The sequence below is a fragment of the Micromonospora terminaliae genome (genome assembly GCF_009671205.1).
In the GTDB taxonomy this organism is placed as follows: domain Bacteria; phylum Actinomycetota; class Actinomycetes; order Mycobacteriales; family Micromonosporaceae; genus Micromonospora; species Micromonospora terminaliae.
The window spans coordinates 1,063,105-1,084,987 of record NZ_CP045309.1 but is presented as its reverse complement, the minus strand read 5'-3'; the positions used below and the strand labels follow the sequence as shown (position 1 = coordinate 1,084,987).

At 73.5% G+C, this 21,883-nt stretch carries 20 protein-coding genes; 3 read left to right on the top strand and 17 right to left on the bottom strand.

The genetic code is table 11. From position 1 onward, the window contains the following. Window positions 1-212: 212 nt before the first annotated feature. From GCE86_RS04915 to ruvC, 7 genes are all read right to left on the bottom strand, one after another. Window positions 213-779: an adenine phosphoribosyltransferase gene (locus GCE86_RS04915; protein WP_091321705.1), complete on the bottom strand. Its 567-nt coding sequence runs from the start codon at window positions 777-779 to the stop codon at window positions 213-215. Window positions 780-875: 96 nt separating this feature from the next. Continuing rightward, window positions 876-2,069: a protein translocase subunit SecF gene (gene secF / locus GCE86_RS04910; RefSeq protein WP_154225821.1), complete on the bottom strand. Its 1,194-nt coding sequence runs from the start codon at window positions 2,067-2,069 to the stop codon at window positions 876-878. A 1-nt stretch (window position 2,070) separates the two neighbouring features. Beyond that, the gene (gene secD / locus GCE86_RS04905; protein ID WP_208818070.1) at window positions 2,071-3,993 is read right to left on the bottom strand and encodes a protein translocase subunit SecD; all 1,923 of its coding nucleotides are present in this window, start codon (window positions 3,991-3,993) and stop codon (window positions 2,071-2,073) included. Window positions 3,994-4,217: 224 nt separating this feature from the next. Then, window positions 4,218-4,562 carry a preprotein translocase subunit YajC gene (gene yajC, locus GCE86_RS04900; RefSeq protein WP_187399590.1) on the bottom strand — a complete coding sequence of 115 codons (345 nt, stop codon included), beginning with the start codon at window positions 4,560-4,562 and terminating at the stop codon, window positions 4,218-4,220. 140 nt (window positions 4,563-4,702) lie between these two features. Next, window positions 4,703-5,767, bottom strand: coding sequence for a Holliday junction branch migration DNA helicase RuvB (gene ruvB, locus GCE86_RS04895; RefSeq protein WP_154225820.1), 1,065 nt, complete (start codon window positions 5,765-5,767; stop codon window positions 4,703-4,705). Beyond that, a complete protein-coding gene (gene ruvA, locus GCE86_RS04890; protein ID WP_154225819.1) occupies window positions 5,764-6,366 on the bottom strand; it encodes a Holliday junction branch migration protein RuvA in 603 nt (200 codons plus the stop codon). Before ruvA ends, ruvB begins: the two co-directional genes overlap by 4 nt. Continuing rightward, window positions 6,363-6,890: a crossover junction endodeoxyribonuclease RuvC gene (ruvC, locus tag GCE86_RS04885; RefSeq protein WP_154225818.1), complete on the bottom strand. Its 528-nt coding sequence runs from the start codon at window positions 6,888-6,890 to the stop codon at window positions 6,363-6,365. The genes ruvA and ruvC overlap by 4 nt, the downstream gene beginning before the upstream one ends. A gap of 180 nt (window positions 6,891-7,070) precedes the next feature. On the opposite strand from ruvC, the gene GCE86_RS04880 reads away from it, so the two are divergent. Beyond that, window positions 7,071-7,853, top strand: a complete 783-nt coding sequence (locus GCE86_RS04880) for a 3-hydroxybutyrate dehydrogenase (protein ID WP_154225817.1) — start codon at window positions 7,071-7,073, stop codon at window positions 7,851-7,853. 14 nt (window positions 7,854-7,867) lie between these two features. Then, a complete protein-coding gene (locus tag GCE86_RS04875; protein ID WP_091263680.1) occupies window positions 7,868-9,787 on the top strand; it encodes a helix-turn-helix domain-containing protein in 1,920 nt (639 codons plus the stop codon). A 16-nt stretch (window positions 9,788-9,803) separates the two neighbouring features. Here GCE86_RS04875 and GCE86_RS04870 read toward each other — a convergent pair whose 3' ends face one another. The 8 genes from GCE86_RS04870 to GCE86_RS04835 all read right to left on the bottom strand — a co-directional run bounded on the left by GCE86_RS04870 (window position 9,804) and on the right by GCE86_RS04835 (window position 18,296). Beyond that, a complete protein-coding gene (locus GCE86_RS04870; RefSeq protein WP_154225816.1) occupies window positions 9,804-10,412 on the bottom strand; it encodes a TetR/AcrR family transcriptional regulator in 609 nt (202 codons plus the stop codon). Window positions 10,413-10,423: 11 nt separating this feature from the next. Beyond that, the gene (locus GCE86_RS04865) at window positions 10,424-11,989 is read right to left on the bottom strand and encodes an MFS transporter (RefSeq protein WP_154225815.1); all 1,566 of its coding nucleotides are present in this window, start codon (window positions 11,987-11,989) and stop codon (window positions 10,424-10,426) included. A 185-nt stretch (window positions 11,990-12,174) separates the two neighbouring features. After that, window positions 12,175-13,194 (bottom strand): branched-chain amino acid ABC transporter permease, encoded by a 1,020-nt coding sequence (locus GCE86_RS04860; protein WP_154225814.1) that lies wholly within the window; start codon window positions 13,192-13,194, stop codon window positions 12,175-12,177. Then, window positions 13,191-14,072, bottom strand: coding sequence for a branched-chain amino acid ABC transporter permease (locus GCE86_RS04855; protein ID WP_154225813.1), 882 nt, complete (start codon window positions 14,070-14,072; stop codon window positions 13,191-13,193). Before GCE86_RS04855 ends, GCE86_RS04860 begins: the two co-directional genes overlap by 4 nt. Before the next feature lie 67 nt (window positions 14,073-14,139). Further along, complete coding sequence (locus GCE86_RS04850) at window positions 14,140-15,390, bottom strand: ABC transporter substrate-binding protein (protein ID WP_154225812.1); 1,251 nt, start codon at window positions 15,388-15,390, stop codon at window positions 14,140-14,142. Between the two features lie 47 nt (window positions 15,391-15,437). Continuing rightward, the gene (locus GCE86_RS04845) at window positions 15,438-16,130 is read right to left on the bottom strand and encodes an ABC transporter ATP-binding protein (protein ID WP_154225811.1); all 693 of its coding nucleotides are present in this window, start codon (window positions 16,128-16,130) and stop codon (window positions 15,438-15,440) included. Next, window positions 16,117-16,878, bottom strand: coding sequence for an ABC transporter ATP-binding protein (locus GCE86_RS04840; RefSeq protein ID WP_154225810.1), 762 nt, complete (start codon window positions 16,876-16,878; stop codon window positions 16,117-16,119). The genes GCE86_RS04845 and GCE86_RS04840 overlap by 14 nt, the downstream gene beginning before the upstream one ends. Before the next feature lie 218 nt (window positions 16,879-17,096). Beyond that, a complete protein-coding gene (locus GCE86_RS04835) occupies window positions 17,097-18,296 on the bottom strand; it encodes an FAD-dependent monooxygenase (RefSeq protein ID WP_154225809.1) in 1,200 nt (399 codons plus the stop codon). 146 nt (window positions 18,297-18,442) lie between these two features. Between GCE86_RS04835 and GCE86_RS04830 the strand changes: the two genes are divergently transcribed. Then, window positions 18,443-19,360, top strand: coding sequence for a TetR/AcrR family transcriptional regulator C-terminal domain-containing protein (locus tag GCE86_RS04830; protein ID WP_154225808.1), 918 nt, complete (start codon window positions 18,443-18,445; stop codon window positions 19,358-19,360). Here the strand turns inward: GCE86_RS04830 and GCE86_RS04825 are convergent. Together GCE86_RS04825 and GCE86_RS04820 are read right to left on the bottom strand one after the other, a co-directional pair. Next, complete coding sequence (locus tag GCE86_RS04825) at window positions 19,344-20,420, bottom strand: alcohol dehydrogenase catalytic domain-containing protein (RefSeq protein WP_204342887.1); 1,077 nt, start codon at window positions 20,418-20,420, stop codon at window positions 19,344-19,346. The two genes, GCE86_RS04830 and GCE86_RS04825, sit on opposite strands and share 17 nt — an antisense overlap. Further along, window positions 20,417-21,859: an aldehyde dehydrogenase family protein gene (locus tag GCE86_RS04820; protein ID WP_154225807.1), complete on the bottom strand. Its 1,443-nt coding sequence runs from the start codon at window positions 21,857-21,859 to the stop codon at window positions 20,417-20,419. Before GCE86_RS04820 ends, GCE86_RS04825 begins: the two co-directional genes overlap by 4 nt. Between the last annotated feature and the right edge of the window lie 24 nt (window positions 21,860-21,883).

Below are 21,883 nucleotides of genomic sequence, written 5' to 3'. Positions count from 1 at the left end.
TTGCGCCGGCCGTGCGGCCGACGTCCTGTCCAACCGGCCGAGGGGCCGGAGTTGTTCCGCGCCGGGCATCGGAACCTCGCGGCCCGGCAGCCCCGCGCGCTGACCGGACGGTCACCCGGCCGGTCAAGCAAAGGGCAATGCTACCCGTACGCAGGGTACGCCGCCGCTCCGCCGGACGGACCGCACCGGGTCCGCCCGACGGGCCGGTCGGCTCAAACGGTCAGCAGGGCATGGACCGGACGTGGGGCGAGCCGCTCCCGGCCCTTGAGGAAGCCCAGCTCCATGAGGACGGTGAAACCGGCCACCGTGCCGCCGGCCCGCTCCACCAGGTCCAGGGTGGCCTCGGCGGTGCCGCCGGTGGCGAGCACGTCGTCCAGGACCAGGACCCGGTGGCCGGCCGTGAAGGCGTCCTGGTGCACCTCCAGGGTCGCCTCGCCGTACTCCAGGGCGTAGGAGGCCGAGTGGGTGGCCCGGGGCAGCTTGCCGGCCTTGCGCACCGGCACCACGCCGACCCCGGTCGCGTACGCGACGGCCGCGGCCAGCACGAACCCGCGCGCCTCGATGCCGACCACCGCGTCGAACGAGTCCCGCCCGTGGTACGCGATGATCCCGTCGATCACCTCGCGGAAGGCGGCGCCGTCGGCGAAGAGCGGCATGAGGTCCTTGAACATGACCCCGGGCTTCGGGAAGTCCGGCACGTCCAGCACCCGGCTGGCGACCAGGCGGGCGACCTCCGGGCCGCTGTCTCCCCGTACCCCGGTGGTGTGGGTCTCCGTCACGGTGCGTCCCATGTCCTCTCGAACGACGGCGGCGTCCGTCATGCCGCTTTCACAGCATGGCGGACGCCGCCAGGTCGATCTCTACCGGGTGGGCGGTCAGCGGCGCTTCGCGCCACCGGGCCGGTTGCCCCCGCCACCGGCGGGGCGCCCGCCCCGGGCGCCGCTGGGGCGCTTGCCGGCCGGCCGGGCGCCGACCTTGGGGGCGGCGCCGGCCAGGGCGGCCGCCTCGGGGTCGATGGCCTCGTCGGCCGTGGCCGTCGCGGCGCGCGGGGCGCCCTTCGGGGTGACCTCGCCGCGGGCGATGGCGCCCCGGCGGGCCAGCACCCGCTTGTTGTGGGCGCTGATCCGCGGGTCCTGGTTCTTGAGCAGCACCAGCAGCGGGGTGGCCAGCAGGATCGAGGTCAGGAAGGCCACCGCCATACCGACGAAGAGGACCAGACCCAGGTCCTTCAGGGTGCCCGCACCCAGCAGGCCGGCACCGATGAAGAGCAGGCCGCCGACCGGGAGCAGCGCGACCACCGAGGTGTTCAGCGACCGCATGAGGCTCTGGTTCAACGCGAGGTTGGCTGCCTCGCCGTAGGTCTGGTTGTTGTTGGCGGTGATGCCCCGGGTGTTCTCCTGGACCTTGTCGAAGACCACCACCACGTCGTAGAGCGCGAAGCCCAGGATCGTGAGGAAGCCGATGATCGTCGACGGGGTGACCTCGAAGCCGACCAACGAGTAGATGCCGGCCGTGAGCACCAGGTTCGTGAACAGCGACGCGATCGCCGCGGCCGCCATCCGCCACTCGAAGCGGAGGATGAGGTAGATCGCCACCACCGCCACGAAGATCACGAGACCGAGCAGGGCGCGCGACGTGACCTGGCTGCCCCACGCCTCCGAGACCTGGCTGCCGCTGATCTGGTCGGCCTGGATGCCGAACGACTGCGCCATCTCGGTCTTGACCTCGTTGGCCTGCTCCGCGGAGAGCTGCCCGGTGCGCAGCTCGTAGTACTCGCCGCTGGTGCTGCCGACCTTCTGCGCGGTGACCACCTCGGCGCCGCCGCCCTTGGCGGCGAGCGCCGCGTCGACCTTCGCCTCGGCCTGCTCCAGGGTGCCGACGCTGGCCGGCACCTGGAACGAGTTGCCGCCGGCGAACTCGATGCCGAGCTTGAAACCGCTGAGCAGGAAGCTCAGCACGGCGATCAGCACCAGCACGCCGGCCACGCCGAACCAGAGCTTGCGCTTCCCGACGATGTTGAGATCGGCCTCGCCCCGGTAGAGCCGGGCGGCCAGACCACTCTTAGCCATCTCAGGCCTCCTTGACGCGCGGGTTGCGGGCGGAGCCCGACTCGGCCGACCGGGCCGGCAGGGCCCGGCCGAGACCGCTGACCCGCGGGGACAGGAACGCCCGGGTCCGGGCGAACATCGTCATGATCGGGTGGCGGAAGAGGAACACGACGACCAGGTCGAGGACGGTCGCCAGGCCGAGCGCGAAGGCGAAGCCCTTCACCGCGCCGACCGAGACGATGTAGAGCACCACGGCCGACATCAGGGTGATGGCGTTCGCCGAGATGATCGTCCGGCGGGCCCGGACCCACGCCCGCGGCACGGCGCTGCGGGGGCTGCGGCCCTCCCGGATCTCGTCCTTGAGCCGTTCGAAGTAGATGACGAACGAGTCCGCCGCCACACCGAGTGACACGATCATGCCGGCGATGCCGGCGAGGGTGAGGGTGAAGCCGATCGACCGGCCGAGCACCACGAGCGCGCCGAAGACCAGCAGCGCCGAGAGCACCAGGCTCAGGAAGATGACCGAGCCGAGCAGCCGGTAGTAGAAGAACGAGTAGATGATGACCAGCAGCATGCCGATGCCGGCCGCCAGGAGGCCCGCCTTCAGGTGGCTGTCGCCCAGCGTCGCCGTGACGTTCTGCTGCTCCTGCGGCTCGAAGGTCACCGGCAGCGCGCCGTAGCGGAGCTGGCTGGCCAGCGCGTTGGCGCTCTTGTTGTCGAAGCTGCCGGTGATCTGCGAGTCACCGGTCAGCACGCCCTGGATCTCCGGGGAGGACACGATCTCGTTGTCCAGCACCACGGCGACCCGGCACTTGCCGTCCTGGCCGAGCGCGGTCTGGTCGCAGGCCTGACCCTCGTTGTTGAACGCCTCGCGGGTCAGCGCCGTCCACTTCTCCTGGCCCTTGCCGGTGAAGTTCAGGCTGACCACCCACGCGCTGGTCTGGTCGAGCACGGCGTTGGCGTCGTCGACGTCGGTGCCCAGCACCTTGGCCTTGTCGAGCAGGTACTTGGCGCCGGACTCGCAGGCCACGGCCTGCTGGTTCTCGTCCTTGATCGACGCGGCCGGCCGGTTGTCGAGCTGCTGGCAGGTGATGGTCGGGACGTTGAACTGCATCCCGACCGGCAGGACCGCGATCTCCTGCGGGGAGAGCGTGCCGAACGGCTTGAGCTTGGCGGCCAGCGACGGGTCGGCGGAGAGGTCGGCCGGCGCCTGGAGGCCGGACGCGGCGGCCCAGGCGGCGGCGCCCACCTTCTGCTCGATGGCCTTGCGCTGCTGCTCGATGCTCTGCGGCACCGGCGCTTCGCTGGCGCTCGGGCTCGGCGCGGCGGCGCTCGGCGTGGCCGACGGGGTCGGTGCGGCGGCGCTGGCGCTCGGCGTCGGGGCCATGCCGCCCTGACCGCCGGCGGTCGGCGACGCGGTCGCCTTGGGCGCGGCGCTGCCCGACGGCTGCGGGGTCGCGCTGCCGGACGGGGCCGGCGTTGCGCTGCCCGACGGGGCCGGCGTGGCGCTGGCGGTCGGGGCGGGCGCGGCGGCGGCGCCGCTGCCGTCGGTGGCCTTGAGCACCTTGCGGAAGCGCAGCTCGGCGGCCTCACCGACGTTCGTCAGGTCCCGGTTCTGGCCGGGCAGGGAGATGACGATGTTCCGGTTGCCCTCGGTGACCACCTCGGCCTCGGCCACGCCGTAGGCGTTGACCCGGTTCTCGATGATCTGGCGCGCCTCCTCCAGGTTGGCGGAGGTCGGGGGCTTGCCGTCCACGGTGTTGGTGGCCTCGAGCGTCAGCCGGGTGCCGCCGATGAGGTCCAGGCCGAGCCGGGGCTCCAGCCGGTCCTTCCAGCCACCGCTGGCGCCGCCCGAGAAGAACACCAAAAGATAGAGGACGACGAAGATGAACCCGAGGACGGCGAGCTGCCGTCCGGGGCGCATCTGTCCCTGAGGTGGTGCCACGGCTGTCCTGTCTCCCTGTACGGTCGCGCCGCTTCGGCAGCGGCGAGATTGTCGGGCCGGGGGTGTCCGCCCGACTGCTCCGGGGGGTCGGCGCCGCCGGACGGCACGCCTCCCCGGCGCACGACGCGGCGGCGTCGCGCGGGGTTCCCCGCGTGCCGGCGTCGGACGCCGACCCAACTATCCACTTGTGTGAGTGAATCCGCTGCCCCGTCCGGGGCCGGTGGTCACTCCTTGACCGGCTCGGCTTCCTCGGTGATCGTCTCGGCCTCGGGGGCCTCGACCCGCTTCACCACGCGGGCGATCGCCGGGCGCGCGTACCGGGTCTGCACGCCCGGGGCGACCTCGAGCAGGACGGTCTCGTCCTCGACCCCGGTCACCGTGCCGTAGAGCCCGCCGATGGTGACCACCTCGTCGCCCACGCCCAGCGCGGACTGCATCTGCTCGGCCTCACGGCGACGCTTCTGCTGGGGGCGGATCATCATGAAGTACATGACGCCGAAGAGCAGAGCGATCATGAGGATCGGCGTCAGACCGCCGGCTCCCCCGCCACTCGCTGCTGCGTAAAGCACGGTTGTCGACCTTCCCATTGGCCTCCGCGCCGCCCGGTGGGGCACCGGAGCGGAGGCGAGTTCTCACGTCCTGTACAAACCGCGGCGAAGTCTAATCCCTGCACCTGAGAACACCGAATGCGGCACAGATCACGTTCGCATCACGGCTGATCGGCCTGCGCCGAGAACAGATCGGGCACCGGAGCGGCATCCGCGCCAAATGTACCATTCGGTGGCGTACGCCCCAGATGGTGCCAGGCGGCGGCCGTGGCGACCCGGCCGCGCGGCGTACGCGCCAGCAGCCCGGCCCGCACCAGGAAGGGCTCGCACACCTCCTCGACCGTGTCCGGCTGCTCCCCCACCGCCACGGCGAGGGTCGACAGCCCCACCGGCCCGCCCCGGAACGAGTCGACCAGCGCGGTGAGCACCGCCCGGTCCAGGCGGTCCAGGCCCAGCGCGTCGACGTCGTAGACGGTCAGGGCCGCCCGGGCGGTCTCCAGGTTGACCACCCCCTCCGCGCGGACCTCGGCGAAGTCGCGGACCCGGCGCAGCAGCCGGTTGGCGATCCGGGGCGTGCCCCGGGACCGGCCGGCGATCTCCGCCGCCCCGTCCGCGGTGATCGGCACCCCGAGGATCCGCGCCGAGCGGTGCAGCAGCGCCTCCAGGTCGGCCGGTGAGTAGAAGTCCAGGTGCGCCACGAAGCCGAACCGGTCCCGCATGGGGCCGGTGAGCAGGCCGGACCGGGTCGTGGCACCGACCAGCGTGAACGGCTCGACGTCGAGCGGGATGGCGGTCGCGCCCGGACCCTTGCCGACCACCACGTCGACCCGGAAGTCCTCCATGGCGCTGTAGAGCAGTTCCTCGGCCGGCTTGGCGATCCGGTGGATCTCGTCGATGAAGAGCACGTCGCCCTCGGCGAGGCTGGTCAGGATGGCGGCCAGGTCACCGGAGCGCTCGATGGCGGGGCCGCTGGTCACCCGGATCCCCGAGCCCAGCTCGGCGGCCACGATGTTGGCCAGGGTGGTCTTACCGAGGCCGGGCGGCCCCGAGAGAAGGATGTGGTCGGGCGGGGAGCCGCGCCGCATGGCGCCCTGGAGCAGCAGGTCGAGCTGATCGCGGACCCGGTGCTGGGCGATGAACTCCTCCAGCCGCCTGGGCCGGACGCTGGCCTCCGCGTCCCGTTCCGCGTCGCTGACGTACGCCGAGACGAGGTTGTCGCCCGTCATCGCGTGCGGCCCAGGAGGCGGATGGCCTGCTTGAGCAGGACCGGCACGGGCGGGGTCTCCCCGTCGACGGTCTCCGCGACCGCGGCCACCGCCTGCTCGGCCTGCGCGGCGGTCCAGCCGAGCCCGATCAGGGCCTGGCGGACCTGCTCCGGCCAGGCGCCGCCGGTCACCCCGGCCGCGCCGTCGACCCCGACCGGTACCGGGCCGATCCGGTCACGCAGTTCGAGCACGAGCCGCTCGGCGCCCTTCTTGCCGATGCCGGGCACCCGGGTGAGCGCCACCGTGTCGGCGTTGGCGATGGCCTTGCGGACCGCGTCCGGGGTGTGCACGGCGAGCACCGCCTGGGCCAGCCGCGGCCCGACCCCGCTGGCGGTCTGGAGCAGCTCGAAGAGCTGCTTGGCGTCGTCGTCGGCGAAGCCGTAGAGGGTGAGCGAGTCCTCCCGGACGACCAGGCTCGTGGCCAGCCGGGCGGTCTGGCCCACCCGCAGCTCGGCGATGGTGCCGGGGGCGCACTGCACGGCCAGGCCGATGCCGCCCACCTCCACCACGGCGTGGTCCGGACCGGTCGCGGTCACCGTGCCGCGCACGCTGGCGATCATCGCGTTCCTCCTCGTCGTGCCCGCTCCGCCGCGGCGGCCAGCTTGGACCGGGTGCCGCCGCGCCAGACGTGGCAGATGGCCAGGGCCAGGGCGTCGGCGGCGTCGGCCGGGCGGGGCGGCTCGGGCAGCCGCAGCAGCCGCGTCACCATGGCGGTCATCTGCGCCTTGTCGGCCTGGCCGGAACCGGTCACCGCCGCCTTCACCTCGCTCGGGGTGTACGTCTGCACGGGCAGCCCGGCCCGCGCCCCGGCGAGCACGGCGATCCCGCTGGCCTGCGCGGTGCCCATCACGGTGCGGACGTTGTGCTGGCTGAACACCCGCTCGACGGCCACGGCGTCGGGGCGGTGCTCGGCGACCAGCTCGGTGAGCGAGCGGTCCAGGTGCAGCAGGCGCAGCGGCAGGTCGTCGGCGGGATCGGTGTAGACCACGTAGTAGGCGACCAGCGTGCAGGGGCGGCCCGGCACGCCCTCGACCACGCCGACCCCGCACCGGGTCAGCCCCGGGTCGACGCCCAGCACGCGCACGCCGCCTCCTCCCCGAGCTCCAGCAGTACGTGTGTTCGACACCCTACTGGTGCGGTCCGACGCCCGACCGGCCGGACACGCCGGGAGCGGCGCACTCGATCCGCGCCACACACTGAAGCGGTCGAGTATGTGTCGCCGGCCCATGTGCCGCCGGCCACACAGCTCGTAACTTCTTGCGCCATGACGGCAGAACCCGTGGCGGTCCCCCACGTCGTGAACGTCGACCTCTCCGGTCGCGCCGCGCTGGTGACCGGTGGTGGCGGCGGCATCGGACGGGCCTGCGCCCTGCGCCTGGCGGCGGCCGGCGCGGCGGTGCTGGTGGTCGACCGCAACGTGGAGGCGGCCAAGGCGGTGGCCGCGGAGGCGGGCGGCCGGGCGGAGGGCGTCGACCTGGCCGACGCGGAGGCGGTGGACCGGCTCGACGTCGACGTGGACATCGTCGTCAACAACGCCGGCCTCCAGCACGTCGCGCCGGTGCAGGACTTCCCCGTCGAGCGCTTCGAGTACATCCAGCGGGTGATGGTCGAGGCGCCGTTCCTGCTGATCCGCCGGGCGCTGCCCCGGATGTACGCGAACGGGTGGGGCCGGATCGTCAACATCTCCTCGGTGCACGGGCTGCGTGCCTCGCCGTACAAGGCGGCGTACGTGTCGGCGAAGCACGCCCTGGAGGGGCTGTCGAAGGTGGTGGCGCTGGAGGGCGCCGCGCACGGGGTGACCGCCAACTGCATCAACCCGGCGTACGTGCGGACCGCGCTCGTGGAGAGCCAGATCGCCGACCAGGCGGCCAGCCACGGCATCGGCGAGGACGAGGTGGTCGAGAAGATCATGCTGGCCCGGGCGGCGATCAAGCGGCTGATCGAGCCGGAGGAGGTGGCGGAGCTGGTGGCGTACCTGTGCTCGCCGCCCGCCGCGTTCATCACCGGCGCGTCGATCGCCCTCGACGGGGGCTGGACGGCCAACTAGTGGCCTCGCGCACAATGTCGGTCATGTCGTCGCCGGTCGAGTTCCTGGAGCTGCTGGCGCGGGAGGCCGCCGCGGTCGAGTTCGAGGGGCCGCTGGTCGCCGCCCGCGCCGCCGGCCTGCCCGCCGAGCGCCTCGCCGAGCTGGAGCAGGCCAAGCTGGTGGCGCTGCGCGTCCGCGCGCTGCTGGAGCGGCGGCGCCGCCGGGAGACCGAGCTGTCCGGCCTGTACGACACGGCCAGCGACCTGGCCGGGCTGCGGGACCTGGACGACGTGCTGCGGGCCATCGTGCACCGGGCGCGGATCCTGCTCGGCACCGACGTGGCGTATATGACGCTCAACGACGACGAGCGCGGCGACACCTACATGCGGGTGACCGACGGGTCGATCTCGGCGCGGTTCCAGCGGTTGCGGCTGGAGATGGGCGACGGCCTGGGCGGTCTCGTGGCGCAGACCGGCACGCCGTACGTCACCTCGAACTACCAGGAGGACGACCGCTTCAAGCACACCGGGGAGATCGACGGCGGGGTGGGCGAGGAGGGCCTGGTGGCCATCCTCGGTGTCCCGCTGCGGCTCGGGTCGAGCGTGATCGGCGTGCTGTACGCGGCCAACCGCTCCGCCCGGCCGTTCGCCCGGGAGGAGGTGTCGCTGCTGGTCTCCCTGGCCGCGCACGCCGCGGTGGCCATCGACACGGCCCGGCTGCTGGCCGAGACCCGGTCGGCGCTGGAGGAGCTGTCGGCGGCGAACAGCACGATCCGGGCGCACAGCAGCTCGGTGGAGCGGGCCGCGGCCGCCCACGACCGGATGACCGCCCTGGTGGTGCGCGGCGGCGGGATGGAGGACGTGGCGGCGGCGGTCACCGAGGTGCTCGGCGGGGCGCTGCTGGCGCTGGACGCCGAGGGGCGGCGGCTGGCCCGCGTGGGCGAGATCGAGGAGCCGGACCGGGCGGACATCGTCGAGGCGGTGGCCGCCTCCCGCACCGAGGGGCGCAGCGTCCGCCGGGGTCCGCTCTGGTACGCCGCCGTGGTCGCCGGTGCGGAGAACCTGGGCGCGCTGGTGCTGCGCCCGGACGGCGAGCTGGTCGACGCCGACCAGCGGATCCTGGAGCGCGCCGCGCTGGTCACGGCGCTGCTGCTGCTGTTCCGCCGGACGGTGGCCGAGGCGGAGGGGCGGGTCCGGGGCGAGCTGCTGGACGACCTGATCGCCCGGCCACTGCGCGACGCCGACGCGTTGCGCAGCCGCGCCCGCCGGCTCGGCGTGGACCTGGACGCCCCGCACGTGCTCGTGGCGGTCGGCGACGACGCGATCGCCGCCACCGGCTCGGCCCGGCAGCGGGTGCTCTCCTGGGCGACCACGTACGCCTCGACCCGGGGCGGGCTGGCCGCGGCGCGCGACGGGCGGGTGGTGCTCATGCTGCCCGGCCAGGACGCGGGTGGCGCGGCCCGGGCGGTGGCCCGGGACCTGTCCCGGGTGACCGGCCGCCCGGTGACCGCCGGTTCGAGCGGGCCGTCGACCGGGCCCGCCTCGCTGGCCACGACGTTCGCCGAGGCGGAGCGGTGCCTGACCGCGCTGGGTGCGCTGGGCCGGGCCGGGCAGGGGGCGAGCACCGCCGAGCTGGGCTTCGTGGGGCTGCTGCTGGGTGCGGTCGGCGACTCGGGTGACCGGGACGTGGCCCGCTTCCTCACCGCGACGGTGGGGCCGGTGGTCGACTACGACGCCCGGCGCGGCACGGCGCTGGTGAAGACCCTCGAGGCGTACTTCGGGGTGGGCGGCAGCCTGGCCCGTGCCGCGGAGCTGCTGCACGTGCACGTCAACACGGTGACCCAGCGGCTGGAGCGGGTCGGGCAGCTGCTCGGCGCGGACTGGCAGAAGCCGGAGCGCGCCCTGGAGGTGCAGCTCGCGCTGCGCCTGCACCGCCTGCGCACCCCGGCCGCCTGACCCGGGCGGCCGGGGGTCAGCGGGCGCGGAGGCCTTCGAGCACGCTGTCCACGACCCGCTCGGGGAGGATCCGCTCGTCCAGCTCGGGGTGCCAGCGCAGCACCCGCTGGATCAGCATGGGCCCGCTGAGCAGCGTCATGGCCAGCTCGATGTCGAGGTCGGCGCGGAGTTCCCCGCTGTCCACCCCGCGGCGCAGCACCTCGCGCATCAGCTTCCGCCGCGGCTCGATGATGTTCTGGTAGAGCTGGAAGTGGTCCGGGCTGCGGTTCACCTCGGGCACCAGGCACGGCATGATCCTGGCGGCCCGCGGGTCGACGTTGTGGCCGACGGCGCCGACGAGCAGCACCAGGTCGTCGCGGACCGACCGCCCGGCGGGCTGGGGCGGCACGCCCTTGAGCCGGCGCAGCGCGTCCATGAGCAACGCGTCCTTGCCCGACCACCGGCGGTAGATGGTGGCCTTGCCAACTCCGGCGCGGGCGGCGATCGCCTCGATGGAGAGCGCCTCGATGGTGCTGCCCTCGGCGAGCAGGTCGAGGGTGGCTTCGATGATCGCTTCGTCCGCGCGGACGCTCCGCGGTCGCCCGGGCGACCGCGGAGCATCAGCCGTAGAGGTCATGTCAGACATTGTCGCCGAACCTACGCGGTCCCGGCCAACTCCCGCTCGGTGGCCGGCCGGGCGTCGGTCTCGATCACCGGGCGGCCGGGCATCCAGCGCAGCACGATGACGAAACCGAGGAGCGCCACCAGCGCGGACACTCCGGCCGCCCAGTGCATCGCCGAGACGAACGAACCGTTCGCCGCGTCGATGAGCCGGGGGGCGCCGGCCCCGAGCCGGCCGGCGACGGCGTACGCCCCGGAGATGGACTCCTGGGCCGCGTCGCGGACGGGGGCGGGCAGGCCGGACACGGCCGAGGCCACGTCGTTGCGGTAGACGGCGGAGAGCACCGAGCCGAGCACCGCCACGCCGAGCGCACCGGCCACCTGGCGGACGGTGTTGCTCACGGCCGAGCCCACGCCGGCCTTCTCCCGGGGCAGCGCCGACATGATCGACTCGGTGGCCGGCGGCATGATGTTGGCCATCCCGGCGCCCTGCACGAAGCCCAGCGCCGAGAAGATCCAGATCGGGGTGTCCGCGTCGATGAGCACGAACGCGCCGAGCGCGGCCGCGGTGAGCAGCAGCCCGACCCCGGCGACCGCCCGGCCGCCGTAACGCCGGACCATGGCCGCGCTGCGCGGTGCGAAGATCAGCTGTGCGGCCGCGAAGGGCAGGAAGAGCAGGCCGCTCTCCAGCGGGCTGTAGCCGCGGACCAGCTGGAGGTAGAACGCGCCGAAGAACATCACGCCCATGGCCGCGAAGAAGACCAGGCCGACCAGCGCCACCGGGGCGGCGAACCGGGGGACCCGGAACAGCCGGACGTCCAGCGACGGGTGGTCGCTGCGCAGCTCGTGGGCCACGAACCAGCCGAGCACCGCGAGCCCGCCGACCACCGCGAGCCAGACCCGGGACCGGTCGAAGCCGTGCTCGCCCCCGTCGATGATGCCGTAGGTGAGGGCGACCAGGCCGACCACGGACAGCAGCACGCCGAGCACGTCGACCCGGCCCGGCCGCGGGTCCCGGGACTCCGGGACGAGGGCGGCGACGAGCACCACGCCGAGCGCCACCACGGGCACGTTGATGAGGAAGACGGAGCCCCACCAGTAGTGCTCGAGCAGGGCGCCGCCGAGCACCGGGCCGATGGCCACGGCCAGGCCGACCGCGCCGGCCCAGACGCCGATCGCCTTGGCCCGCTCCCGCGGGTCGAAGACGTTGGAGATGATCGACAGGGTCACCGGCATGATGGCCGCGCCGCCGACGCCCATCAGGGCTCGGGTGGCGATCAGCTGGCCCGGGTCCTGGGCGTACGCGGAGAGCAGCGAGGCCAGCCCGAACAGGGCCAGGCCGACCATCAGGAAGCGCTTGCGGCCGAGGCGGTCGCCGAGGACGCCGAAGGTGAACAGCAGTCCGGCGAAGACCAGGGTGTAGGAGTTGATCGCCCACTCCAGCTCGCCCTGGCTGGCCCCGAGGCCGTGCACCGGGTCGGCGAGGGTACGCAGGGCGACGTTGAGGATCGTGTTGTCGAGGACGACCACGAGGAGGCTGATCACCAGCACCCCCAGGATCGCCCACCTCCTCGGGTGTCCGGTGTTCTCGTGCGGCTCCACTCGGGTTCTCCCCCCGACTCACCCGCGTCAAATACGATACGGGACAGACTCGTAACGCTGCCGAGCGTAAGTGAGAAGGTTTCGATACGGAACCGGTTCGTATCGTTTGTGTCCCACGTCACCCCGGCGGCGCGCAGACGGAACCCCGGGCGGCACGGCCACCCGGGGTCTCGTCGAGAGAAGGGTCAGCGACGGCGGGCGGCTCCCCGGCGCCGGGCCAGGTGGGCGATCGTGCCCCAGATGCCCCGCCGGAACAGCAGCACGACGAGCACGAAGATGCCGCCGGTGACCAGGCCGATGGCCTCGAAGCCGGAGAACGACAGCCAGTCCTCCAGGCGGACCACCAGGGCCGCGCCGAGCACGCCACCCCAGAGGGTGCCGATACCGCCGAGCACCACGACGATGACCGCCTTGCCGGAGGTCGTCCAGTGCAGCACGTCCAGCGAGACGAACCGGTGGCCGACCGCGAAGAGCCCGCCGCCCAGCCCGGCCAGGAAGCCGGAGAGCACGAACGCCGTCAGCTTGTAGCGGTGCACCGGATAGCCGAGCGCGCGGGCCCGGGCGGGGTTGTCCCGGATGCCGACCAGCACCCGGCCGAAGGGCGAGTTCACGATCCGCCAGGCGGCGAGCAGGCCGAGCACCACGATCGGCAGGATCGCGTAGTAGAAGTAGTAGTCGTCGGAGAGGTCGGCGCCGAAGAACTCCCGGGGCACGCCCTGGAGGCCGTTCTCGCCCTGGGTGACCGACCGCCACTCGTTGGCCACGTAGTAGACCATCTGCGCGAACGCCAACGTGACCATGGCGAAGTAGATGCCGGTGCGCTTGACCGCCAGGTAGCCGATGGGCAGCGCGAGCAGCGCCGCGGCCAGGGCGCCGGCCAGCACGGCCGCCGGGAAGGGCAGGCCGGCGTGGATCGCCACGAGGCCGGTCACGTACGCCGAGGTGCCCCAGAACGCGGCGTGCCCGAAGGACATGAGCCCGGTGAAGCCGAGCAGCAGGTCCACCGAGACGGCGAACAGTGCCCAGCAGAGGATGTCGACCGCCACCGCCGGATAGAGCCCGTTCGGCAGCCAGAGGGCCACGAGCAGGCCGGCGGCGAGCAGCGCGTACCGGACCCAGCCGGGCGCCCGGGCGACGGTGAGCAGCCCGGACGGCGGGGCGGGCCGGGCCGACTCCTCGGCGGGTGTGTCGACGGCGCTCGTCATGCCGGTGCCTCCTCACGGCCGAACAGGCCGGCCGGCCGCCAGAGCAGCACCGCGGCCATCACTACGAACACGACGGTCTGCGACACGATCGGGAAGTCCGACAGGTACGCCTCGCCCCAGGCCTGGATCAGGCCGATGCCGAAGCCCGCGGCGACCGAACCGAAGATCGAGCCGAGCCCGCCGATGACGACCACCGCGAAGACCACGATGATCAGGTCGGCGCCCATGAGCGGGTTCACCGCGCGCATCGGCGCGGCGAGCACCCCGGCCAGCCCGGCCAGGGCGATGCCGAAGCCGAACACCGGGGTCACCCACTTCCCCACGTCGATGCCGAAGGCCCGGGTCAGCTCGGGACGCTCGGTGGCCGCCCGCACCACCATGCCGACCCGGGTCCGGCCGAGCACCCACCAGACCACGGCGCAGAGCAGCACCGTGAAGCCCAGGATGAACACCCGGTAGGTGGGGAAGTCGAAGAGTCCGAAGTCGACCGACCCGCTCAGCTCGGTCGGCGTGGCGTACGGGCTGGACTGCACGCCGTACCGGGACTTCACCAGGTCCTGCAGGATCAGCGTGAGGCCGAAGGTGAGCAGGAAGTTGTAGAGCGGGTCGAGCCGGGTCAGCCGGTGGATCACCGCCCGCTCCAGCACCATGCCGAGCAGGCCCAGCGCCAGCGGCATGATCACCAACGCGGCCCAGAACGGCACACCCGCCTCGGCGAGCAGCACGTACGCCCCGAAGGCGCCGAGCATGTAGAAGGCGCCGTGGGCGAAGTTCACCACCCGGAGCATGCCGAAGATGACCGCGAGCCCGAGGGCGAGCAGGGCGTAGAACGCCCCGCCCACCAACCCGTTGAACGTGTTCTGCAGGAAACCTGACATCAGCTCGTCACCGTGCCGTCTTTCGTTCGCGACTGCGGGGCTCGCAAAACCGGCTCACTCCTCGCGCTCACATCTTGCAGTCGGCCGACGGGGCGCGGAACGCCTCGGCCGCCGGGATGGTCTTGAGGATCTTCACGTAGTCCCACGGCTCGCCCACCTCGGCCTGCGGCTTCACCTGGGCCAGGTACGCGTCGTGGATGACGCGGTGGTCCTCGGCGCGGATCTTGCCGTTGCGCAGGAAGAGGTCGTTGACCTCCTTGCCCTCCAGGGCCTTCACCACGGTGTCCGCGTCATCGGTGCCGGCGGCCTGCACGGCCTCCAGGTACTGCATGGCCGCGGAGTAGTTGGCCGCGTGGGCGAAGGACGGCCGGGTACCCGTCTCCTTCTGGAACTTGTCGGCCCACTCCCGGTTCTGCTGGTCGAAGTTCCAGTACCAGGCGTCGGTGTAGGTGGTGCCGGCGAGCGCGGCCGGGGTGAGCGAGTGGATGTCGGTGATGAACATGAGGCCGACGGCCAGCCCGACGCCCTTGTCCCGCAGCTTGAACTCGTTGTACTGCTTCACCACGTTGACCAGCTCGGCGCCGGCCTGCATGGTGCCGAGCACCTGCGGCTTCGGGTTCAGCGTCGGCGCCTTGAGCAGGAACGAGGAGTAGTCGCCGCTGGTGTTCGGGAACGGCGCCCCGTCCTTGCCGACGACCTGCCCGCCGGCGGCCGTGATGGCGGCCGAGAAGCTCTTCTCCATGTCCTGCCCGAACGCGTAGTTCGGGTAGAGGATGTACCAGTTCTTGCCGACCTGCTCGGTGGTCACCGTGCCGGTGCCGTGGGCCAGCATGTAGGTGTCGTAGGCGTAGTGGAACGTGTACTTGTTGCAGCTCTTGCCGGTGAGGTCGGTGGTCGCCGCGCCGATGTTGAAGTAGAGCTTCTTCTTCTCCTTGGCCACGTCGGCGACCTTGAGCGCGGCCGAGGAGGTCGGCACGTCGAGGATGGCGTCGACGCCCTTGCGGTCGTACATCTCCTGGGCCTTGCTGTTGGCCACGTCCGGCTTGTTCTGGTGGTCGGCGGTCTCCACGCTGATGTTCTTGGTGACGGCCTTGTCGCCGTACTTGGCCTTGAAGTCGGCGATGGCCATCTCCACGGCCTTGACCGAGTTCCGCCCGGACAGCTCCGAGTAGGCCCCGGACTGGTCGTTGAGGACGCCCAGCACGATCTTGTCGCCGGTCAGCTTCGAGTCGCCGCCGGACTGCGGGCCACCGCCGCCACAGCCCGCGACCAGCACCGCCGCCGCCGAGGCGGCGGCCACACCCACGCTTCTCCGCATGTCGAAATCCCTTCATACCGCGCGGTCCGCGCGGGTCAGCCGTCGTTTCAGATCCCGAGGTACGCCAGCAGCTCGCGCTCCCGCGAGCGCACCTCGGAGTTGTCCATCGCCTCCGCGATCCGTCCCTCGGCCAGCAGGTAGTGCCGGTCGGCGACGCCGGTGGCGAAGTGCAGGTTCTGCTCGACCAGCAGCACGGTCACGCCGTGCTTCTTGGCCTCCCGCAGCAGGTCGCCGACCTGCTGCACGAGCAGCGGAGACAGGCCCTCGGTGGGCTCGTCGCAGAGCAGCAGCCGGGCGCCCATGCGCAGCACCCGGGCCAGGGCGAGCATCTGCTGCTCGCCGCCGGAGAGCATGGTGGCCGCCGAGTCGCGCCGGGCGTGGAGGGCGGGGAACGCCTCGTAGACCCGTTCGAGAGGCCACGGGTCGGGTCCGACGCGGGGCGGCAGGGTCAGGTTCTCGGTGACGGTCAGGGTGGCGTACGCGCCCCGGTCGTCGGGGACCCAGCCGAGGCCGAGCCGCGCCCGCTTGTGCGCGGGCAGCTTCGTGACGTCCCGGTCGGCGAAGGTGACCGTGCCGCTCTGGCCGGGGTGCAGCCCCATGACGGAGCGCAGCAGGGTCGACTTGCCGGCGCCGTTGCGCCCGACCAGGGTGACCACCTCGCCGGCGGCCACCTCCAGGCTCACCTCCCGCAGCACCTGCGCCTCGCCGTACCAGGCGGAGAGGTTCTCAATGCGCAGCATCGGCGGCTCCCAGGTAGGCGGTGATGACCCGCTCGTCGGCGCGGACCTGCTCGTACGGCCCCTCGACCAGGACCTTGCCGGCCTGCAGGACGGTGACCGTGTCGGCGAGGCGGCCCACCACGCTCATGTTGTGCTCGACCATGACCACGGTCCGGCCCTCGCGGACCCGGGCGATCAGGTCGACGGTGCGGTCCACGTCCTCCAGCCCCATCCCGGCGGTGGGCTCGTCGAGCAGCAGCACCTTCGGGTCGAGGGCGAGCGCAATGGCCAGCTCCAGGGCGCGTTTGCGGCCGTAGGCGAGGGCCTCGGCCGGGGCCTCGGCCAGCTCGGCGAGGCCGACCATGGCGAGCAGTTCGTCGGCCCGGTCCCGGTAGCGGCGCATCAGCTTCGCCGAGCGCCAGAACCGCCAGCCCAGCCCGCTGGAGGACTGGAGGGCCAGCTCGACGTGCTCCCGCGCGCCCAGTTGCGGGAAGAGGCTGGTGATCTGGAAGGAGCGGGCCACCCCGAGGCGGGCGACCCGTTCCGGGGGCAGGCCCGTGACGTCCCGGCCGGCCAGTTCGATCCGGCCGGCGCTGGGCGGCAGGAACCCGGTGAGCAGGTTGAACAGGGTGGTCTTGCCGGCGCCGTTCGGGCCCACCAGGGCGTGCACGGTCTCCGGCGCCACGTCGAGGTCGACCCCGTCGACCGCCCGGAAGCCCCGGAAGTCCCGGGTCAGCCCACGGGCCGACAGGATCGCTTGCCCGGCCATCGCCACACCCTCCGCAGGTCCGTCCCGCGCCGGCCAGGTCGGTGACCGGGGTCACAGGGCCGACGCGTGCAGGAAACCTACGGCGCACCGGCGGACTCGAGCCATGTCGATCCCCCACACATTCACCCCCGATGGGACGGGCCCGCTCCCCATAGGGGGCGGGCCTGTCCACCGACCTGCGGGCGGATCGGCGGGTGTCGACATGTGGTGCGCCACCGTCACCGGGTGGCGGCGTACTCCGGGAGGTCGAGCCCGTCGGCCTTGCTGAAGAAGAGCCGGGTGGCGAGCCCACGCAGCGGGCGGGACGTCATGGCGCGCATCGACGCGTCGCGCATCCGGATCGCGGCCCGGCTGTCCGGCAGGAACCCGCCGATGCCGCCGCCCGGCAGCTCCTGGCCGCGGGTCACGTGCGGCCGCAGCAGTTCCTCGTAGCGGCGGTAGGCCACCGTGTGGTCGCCCCGCGCCGCCGCCAGCTCGCCGGCCAGCAGGTACGCGCCGACCAGGGCGAGGCTGGTGCCCTGCCCGGTGAGCGGGGACGGGCACCAGGCGGCGTCGCCGAGCAGCGCCACCCGCCCGGTGCTCCACGACTCCATCCGCACCTGGCCGTACCGGTCGAAGTAGAAGTCGCCGGCGTCCGGCGCGGCGGCCAGCAGGTCGGCGGCGCGCCAGCCGACGTCGGCGAAGCGCTCGGCGAGCAGCCGCTGCTGGGCGGCCGCGTCCCGCCGGTCCACGCCGAGCGCTTCGGAGCGGAAGCTGAAGAAGGCGGCGGTCCGCCCGTCGCGGGTCGGGCGGGTGCCGACGACCCGGCCGCCGGGAGCGTTGTGCAGCAGGAACCAGCCGGTCTCGTCCCGGTACGGGGTGGAGAAGTAGGCGAGGTACGCGCCGAGCGGCCGGACGTACGCCGCCTCGGGGCCGAACGCGAGCGCCCGGGTACGCGAGTGCGAGCCGTCCGCGCCGATCACCAGGTCGACGGTGCGCGGGGCGGACCGGGCGAAGGTGAGCCGCACCCCGTCCCCGGTCTGGTCCAGCGTCTCGATCGAGTCGTCGAAGACGTACTCGACCTCGTCCCGGGTGGCCTCGTACAGCAGCCGGGCCAGGTCGCCGCGCTCGATCTCGATGTCGGCGACGATGCCCTCCCCGCCGAAGGCGTGCACCGGCAGCCGGGCGCGCACCTCGCCCCGCTCGCCGACGTACGCCATGCCCTGCTCCCGGACGGTCTCGGCCCGGACCCGGGCGGTGAGCCCCATCCGGTCGACCACCTCGCGGGCGGTCCCCCGCACGTCGACCGCCTGCCCGCCGGGGCGCAGTCCGGGGGCGCGTTCCACCACGGTCACGGCGAAGCCGTACCGGCGCAGCCAGTAGGCGAGGGCGGGGCCGGCCACGCCGGCGCCGGAGATGAGCACGGTCCTGTCGTTCATGGTGTTCTCCCGAGGGTCGCGCGTACACCGTCCATCCGGTGCCGGTTTGGACGCTAGGGTCCGGCGCGCCCGTGCGCCCCCGCCGACCTAGTACGCTGCCCGTTCCGGCGTGTCCGACCGGGCCGGTGTACTAGTACGCTGCCGGGATGTCGCAGCGTGCCAGGGGCGAGGAGCCGCCGTACCGGCGGATCGCCGCGGAGATCCGCCGCCGCATCGACCTCGGTGAGCTGCGGCCCGGCGACCGGGTGCCCTCGGCCCGGCAGCTCACCCGCGAGCACGGCGTGGCCATCGCCACCGCGACCCGGGTGCTGGCCCTGCTCCGCGCCGAGGGGCTGGTGCTGACCCGGCCGGGCGCCGGCACCGTGGTCGCCCCGCCGCGGCGGGAGCCGGAGCTGAGCCGGGACCGGGTGCTGCGCACCGCGCTGGCGCTGGCCGACGAGGGCGGGCTGGCCGCGGTGTCCATGCGGCAGATCGCCGCCGAGCTGGGCGTGGCCACCATGTCGCTCTACCGGCACGTGCGGGGCCGCGACGAGCTGATCCTGGCGATGGCCGATGCGGCACTGGCCGGCGCCCCGCTGCCGGACGCCGAACCGGCCGGCTGGCGCGCCCGCCTGGACGTGCTGGCCCGGGCGCAGTGGGCCGTCTACCGGCGGCACCCCTGGGTGCCGCACGTCATCTCGATCGCCCGTCCGCAGCCGCTGCCGCACGGCATGGCACACACCGACCGGGCCCTGCGGGCCACCGCCGGGCTGGGCCTGGACCGGCAGGTGCGCTGGCACCTGGCGATCACCCTCATGGCGTACGTGAAGGGCATCGCCACGAACCTGGAGATGGGCGCGCTGGCCGAGCAGGACACCGGCCTCACCCACGACCAGTGGGTGGAGCGGCAGCAGGCCACGTTCCAGCAGCTGATGGCCGGCGGCGGGCTGGCCACCATGGACGCCCTGACCAGCGGCGGCGTCGACGTGGACCTGGAGACGGTCTTCGACTTCGGCCTCCGCCGACTGCTCGACGGGTTCGCCGCGCTGATCGGGAGCGGGCCCGGCGTCAGTCCGGGAAGGTGACCACCCAGCGCGCGCCCTCGCCCCGGGCCAGCCGGTCCAGCGCCGCGGGCGCCTCGTCGAGGGGGATGGCGCCGCTGACCAGCGGGGCCAGGTCCAGGCTTCCGTCGGCGAGCGCGGCGGCCAGCTCCGGCACCTCCCGGTCCGGGTCGGAGGAGCCGTAGACCGAGGACCGCAGGGTGCGGGCCGAGTGGAAGATGTCCAGCGCCGACAGGCTGAGCAGGTCGTCCCTGGCGCCCATGCCGACCACGGTGACCGCTCCCCCGCGCCGGGCCGACCGCCAGGCGGCCCGGATCGTGACGGACCGGCCGACACACTCGAAGGCGTGGTCCACGCCGCGCCCCTCGGTGCGCGCCCGGACCTCCTTGGCGAGGGTGTCGTCGGAGCGGAGGAAGTCGGTGGCACCGGCGGCCAGGGCGAGGTCCCGCTTCGCCTCGGCCACGTCCACGGCCAGGATCGGCGCGGCGCCGGCCCGCCGGGCGGCGGTGAGCACGGCGAGGCCGACCCCGCCGAGGCCGATCACCGCGACCGACTCCCCGGGGGCGACCCGCGCGGTGTTGCGGACCGCGCCCGTGCCCGTGAGCACGGCGCAGCCGAGCAGCGCGGCCTGCTCCGGCGGCAGGCCGGCCGGGATCGCGATGGCGGCCCGCTCGGGCACCACCACCTCCTCGGCCAGCGCGCCGAGACCCAGGGTCACCTGGAGCGGGCCGGCGTCGGCGGTCTCGCCCCGGGCCACGGAGGCCCCCGTGTTGGCGGTGCAGAGCCAGGGCTCGCCGTGCCGGCAGTGCCAGCAGGCCCGGCAGGCGGGTGCCCAGTTCAGCACCACGGGCGTGCCGACGGCCAGCCGGGTGCCGGGGCCGGCCTCGGCCACCACGCCGGTCGCCTCGTGCCCGAGCACCAGCGGGTACGCGGGCGCCACCGTGCCGTCCACCATGGCCAGGTCGGAGTGGCAGATACCGGCGGCCCGGATGCGGACCCGCAACTCGCCGGGGCCGGGGTCGGGCAGGCGGACGTCCTCGACGGCGGGGGTGGCGCCCCGGCCGCGGACCACGAGCGCCCTCATCGCTGGATGGCCTTCAGCTCGGTGAACTCCTCGATGCCGTACCCGCCCAGCTCACGGCCGAGGCCGGACTGCTTGTAGCCGCCGAACGGGGCGAGCGGGTTGAAGGCGCCGCCGTTGACGTCGACCTGGCCGGTACGCAGCCGCCGGGCCACGGCCAGCGCGGCCTCCTCGTCGGCGGACCAGACCGCACCGGCCAGCCCGTACCGGGAGTTGTTGGCGATCGCGACGGCCTCGTCCGTGTCGGCGAAGGGGATGACCGCGAGCACCGGGCCGAAGACCTCCTCCTGGGCGAGGGCGCTGTCCGGGTGCACGTCGGCGAAGACGGTGGGCGCGACGAAGTGTCCGCGCGGCGGCAGCGGCGCGTCGGGGCCGCCGGCGACGAGCCGGGCGCCGTCGGCGAGGGCGCGGTCGACGTGCCCGCGTACCCGCTCGGCCTGGGCGGCGGAGACCAGCGGGCCGAGCCGGGTGGCCGGGTCGAACGGGTCGCCCGGCCGGTAGCCGGCCACGGCCGCCGCGGCCAGGTCCAGGGCCTCGGTGTAGCGGTCGCGGTGGACCAGCATCCGGGTCCAGGCCGTGCAGGTCTGGCCCGAGTTGAGCAGGGCGTTGCCGACCCCGACCTTGACGGCGGTGGGCAGGTCGGCGTCGGCGAGGATCACGTTGGCGGACTTGCCCCCGAGTTCCAGGGCGACCCGGGCGATCCGGTCGGCCGCCAGGTGGGCGATGCGCCGGCCGGTGGCGGTGGACCCGGTGAAGGAGACCAGGTCGACGTCGGGGTGAGCGGCGAGCGCCTCGCCGACCACCGGCCCGGTGCCGGGCACCAGGTTGACCACCCCGGGCGGCAGCCCGGCCTCGGCGATCGCGTCGAAGAGCAGGTACGCCGTGAGCGGCGTCAGCTCGCTGGGCTTGAGCACCACCGTGCAGCCGGCGGCGAGGGCCGGGGCCACCTTGGCGACCACCTGGTGCAGCGGATAGTTCCACGGGGTGATCGCGCCGACCACGCCGACCGGCTCGCGGACCACGAGGGAGTTGCCGACGGTCCGCTCGGCCGGCGGGCTCGCGGCCAGGTCGACCATGCCGCGCAGCACGGTCAGCGGCAGGCCGGCCTGCACCCGGGTGGCGAGCTTGAGCGGGGTGCCCAGTTCGAGCGCCACGGTGCGGGCGATGTCCTCGGCCCGGGCGGCGAGCGCGGTGTGCAGCCGGTCGAGGTGGGCGGCCCGCTCGGCGGGGGCGGTGGCGGCCCAGCCGGGGAAGGCGGCCCGGGCGGCGGCGACGGCCCGGTCCACGTCGGCCGGGGTGCCGGCGGGGACCTGCCCCACGATCTCCCCGGTGGCCGGGTTCTCGACCGGGATCGTCCCGTCGTCCGCCGGGTCGACCCAGTCCCCGGCGACGTGCAGGTGGCGGCGGACCAGCAGGGCGGGGGGCGCGTCGGCGAGATCCATGGCGTCCCTTCGGGGGGCGGCAAA

Excerpts from the sequence above, each read along its gene's own strand:
- GCE86_RS04870 (WP_154225816.1), bottom strand. The coding sequence starts at position 10,412 with ATGTCTGACATGACCTCTACGGCTGATGCTCCGCGGTCGCCCGGGCGA.
- GCE86_RS04840 (WP_154225810.1), bottom strand. The coding sequence starts at position 16,878 with ATGGCCGGGCAAGCGATCCTGTCGGCCCGTGGGCTGACCCGGGACTTC.
- ruvB (WP_154225820.1), bottom strand. The coding sequence starts at position 5,767 with ATGACGGGCGACAACCTCGTCTCGGCGTACGTCAGCGACGCGGAACGG.
- GCE86_RS04860 (WP_154225814.1), bottom strand. The coding sequence starts at position 13,194 with ATGACGAGCGCCGTCGACACACCCGCCGAGGAGTCGGCCCGGCCCGCC.
- secF (WP_154225821.1), bottom strand. The coding sequence starts at position 2,069 with ATGGCTAAGAGTGGTCTGGCCGCCCGGCTCTACCGGGGCGAGGCCGAT.
- GCE86_RS04855 (WP_154225813.1), bottom strand. The coding sequence starts at position 14,072 with ATGTCAGGTTTCCTGCAGAACACGTTCAACGGGTTGGTGGGCGGGGCG.
- GCE86_RS04850 (WP_154225812.1), bottom strand. The coding sequence starts at position 15,390 with ATGCGGAGAAGCGTGGGTGTGGCCGCCGCCTCGGCGGCGGCGGTGCTG.
- GCE86_RS04880 (WP_154225817.1), top strand. The coding sequence starts at position 7,071 with ATGACGGCAGAACCCGTGGCGGTCCCCCACGTCGTGAACGTCGACCTC.
- GCE86_RS04830 (WP_154225808.1), top strand. The coding sequence starts at position 18,443 with ATGTCGCAGCGTGCCAGGGGCGAGGAGCCGCCGTACCGGCGGATCGCC.
- GCE86_RS04820 (WP_154225807.1), bottom strand. The coding sequence starts at position 21,859 with ATGGATCTCGCCGACGCGCCCCCCGCCCTGCTGGTCCGCCGCCACCTG.
- GCE86_RS04845 (WP_154225811.1), bottom strand. The coding sequence starts at position 16,130 with ATGCTGCGCATTGAGAACCTCTCCGCCTGGTACGGCGAGGCGCAGGTG.
- GCE86_RS04835 (WP_154225809.1), bottom strand. The coding sequence starts at position 18,296 with ATGAACGACAGGACCGTGCTCATCTCCGGCGCCGGCGTGGCCGGCCCC.
- GCE86_RS04875 (WP_091263680.1), top strand. The coding sequence starts at position 7,868 with ATGTCGGTCATGTCGTCGCCGGTCGAGTTCCTGGAGCTGCTGGCGCGG.
- GCE86_RS04825 (WP_204342887.1), bottom strand. The coding sequence starts at position 20,420 with ATGAGGGCGCTCGTGGTCCGCGGCCGGGGCGCCACCCCCGCCGTCGAG.
- ruvA (WP_154225819.1), bottom strand. The coding sequence starts at position 6,366 with ATGATCGCCAGCGTGCGCGGCACGGTGACCGCGACCGGTCCGGACCAC.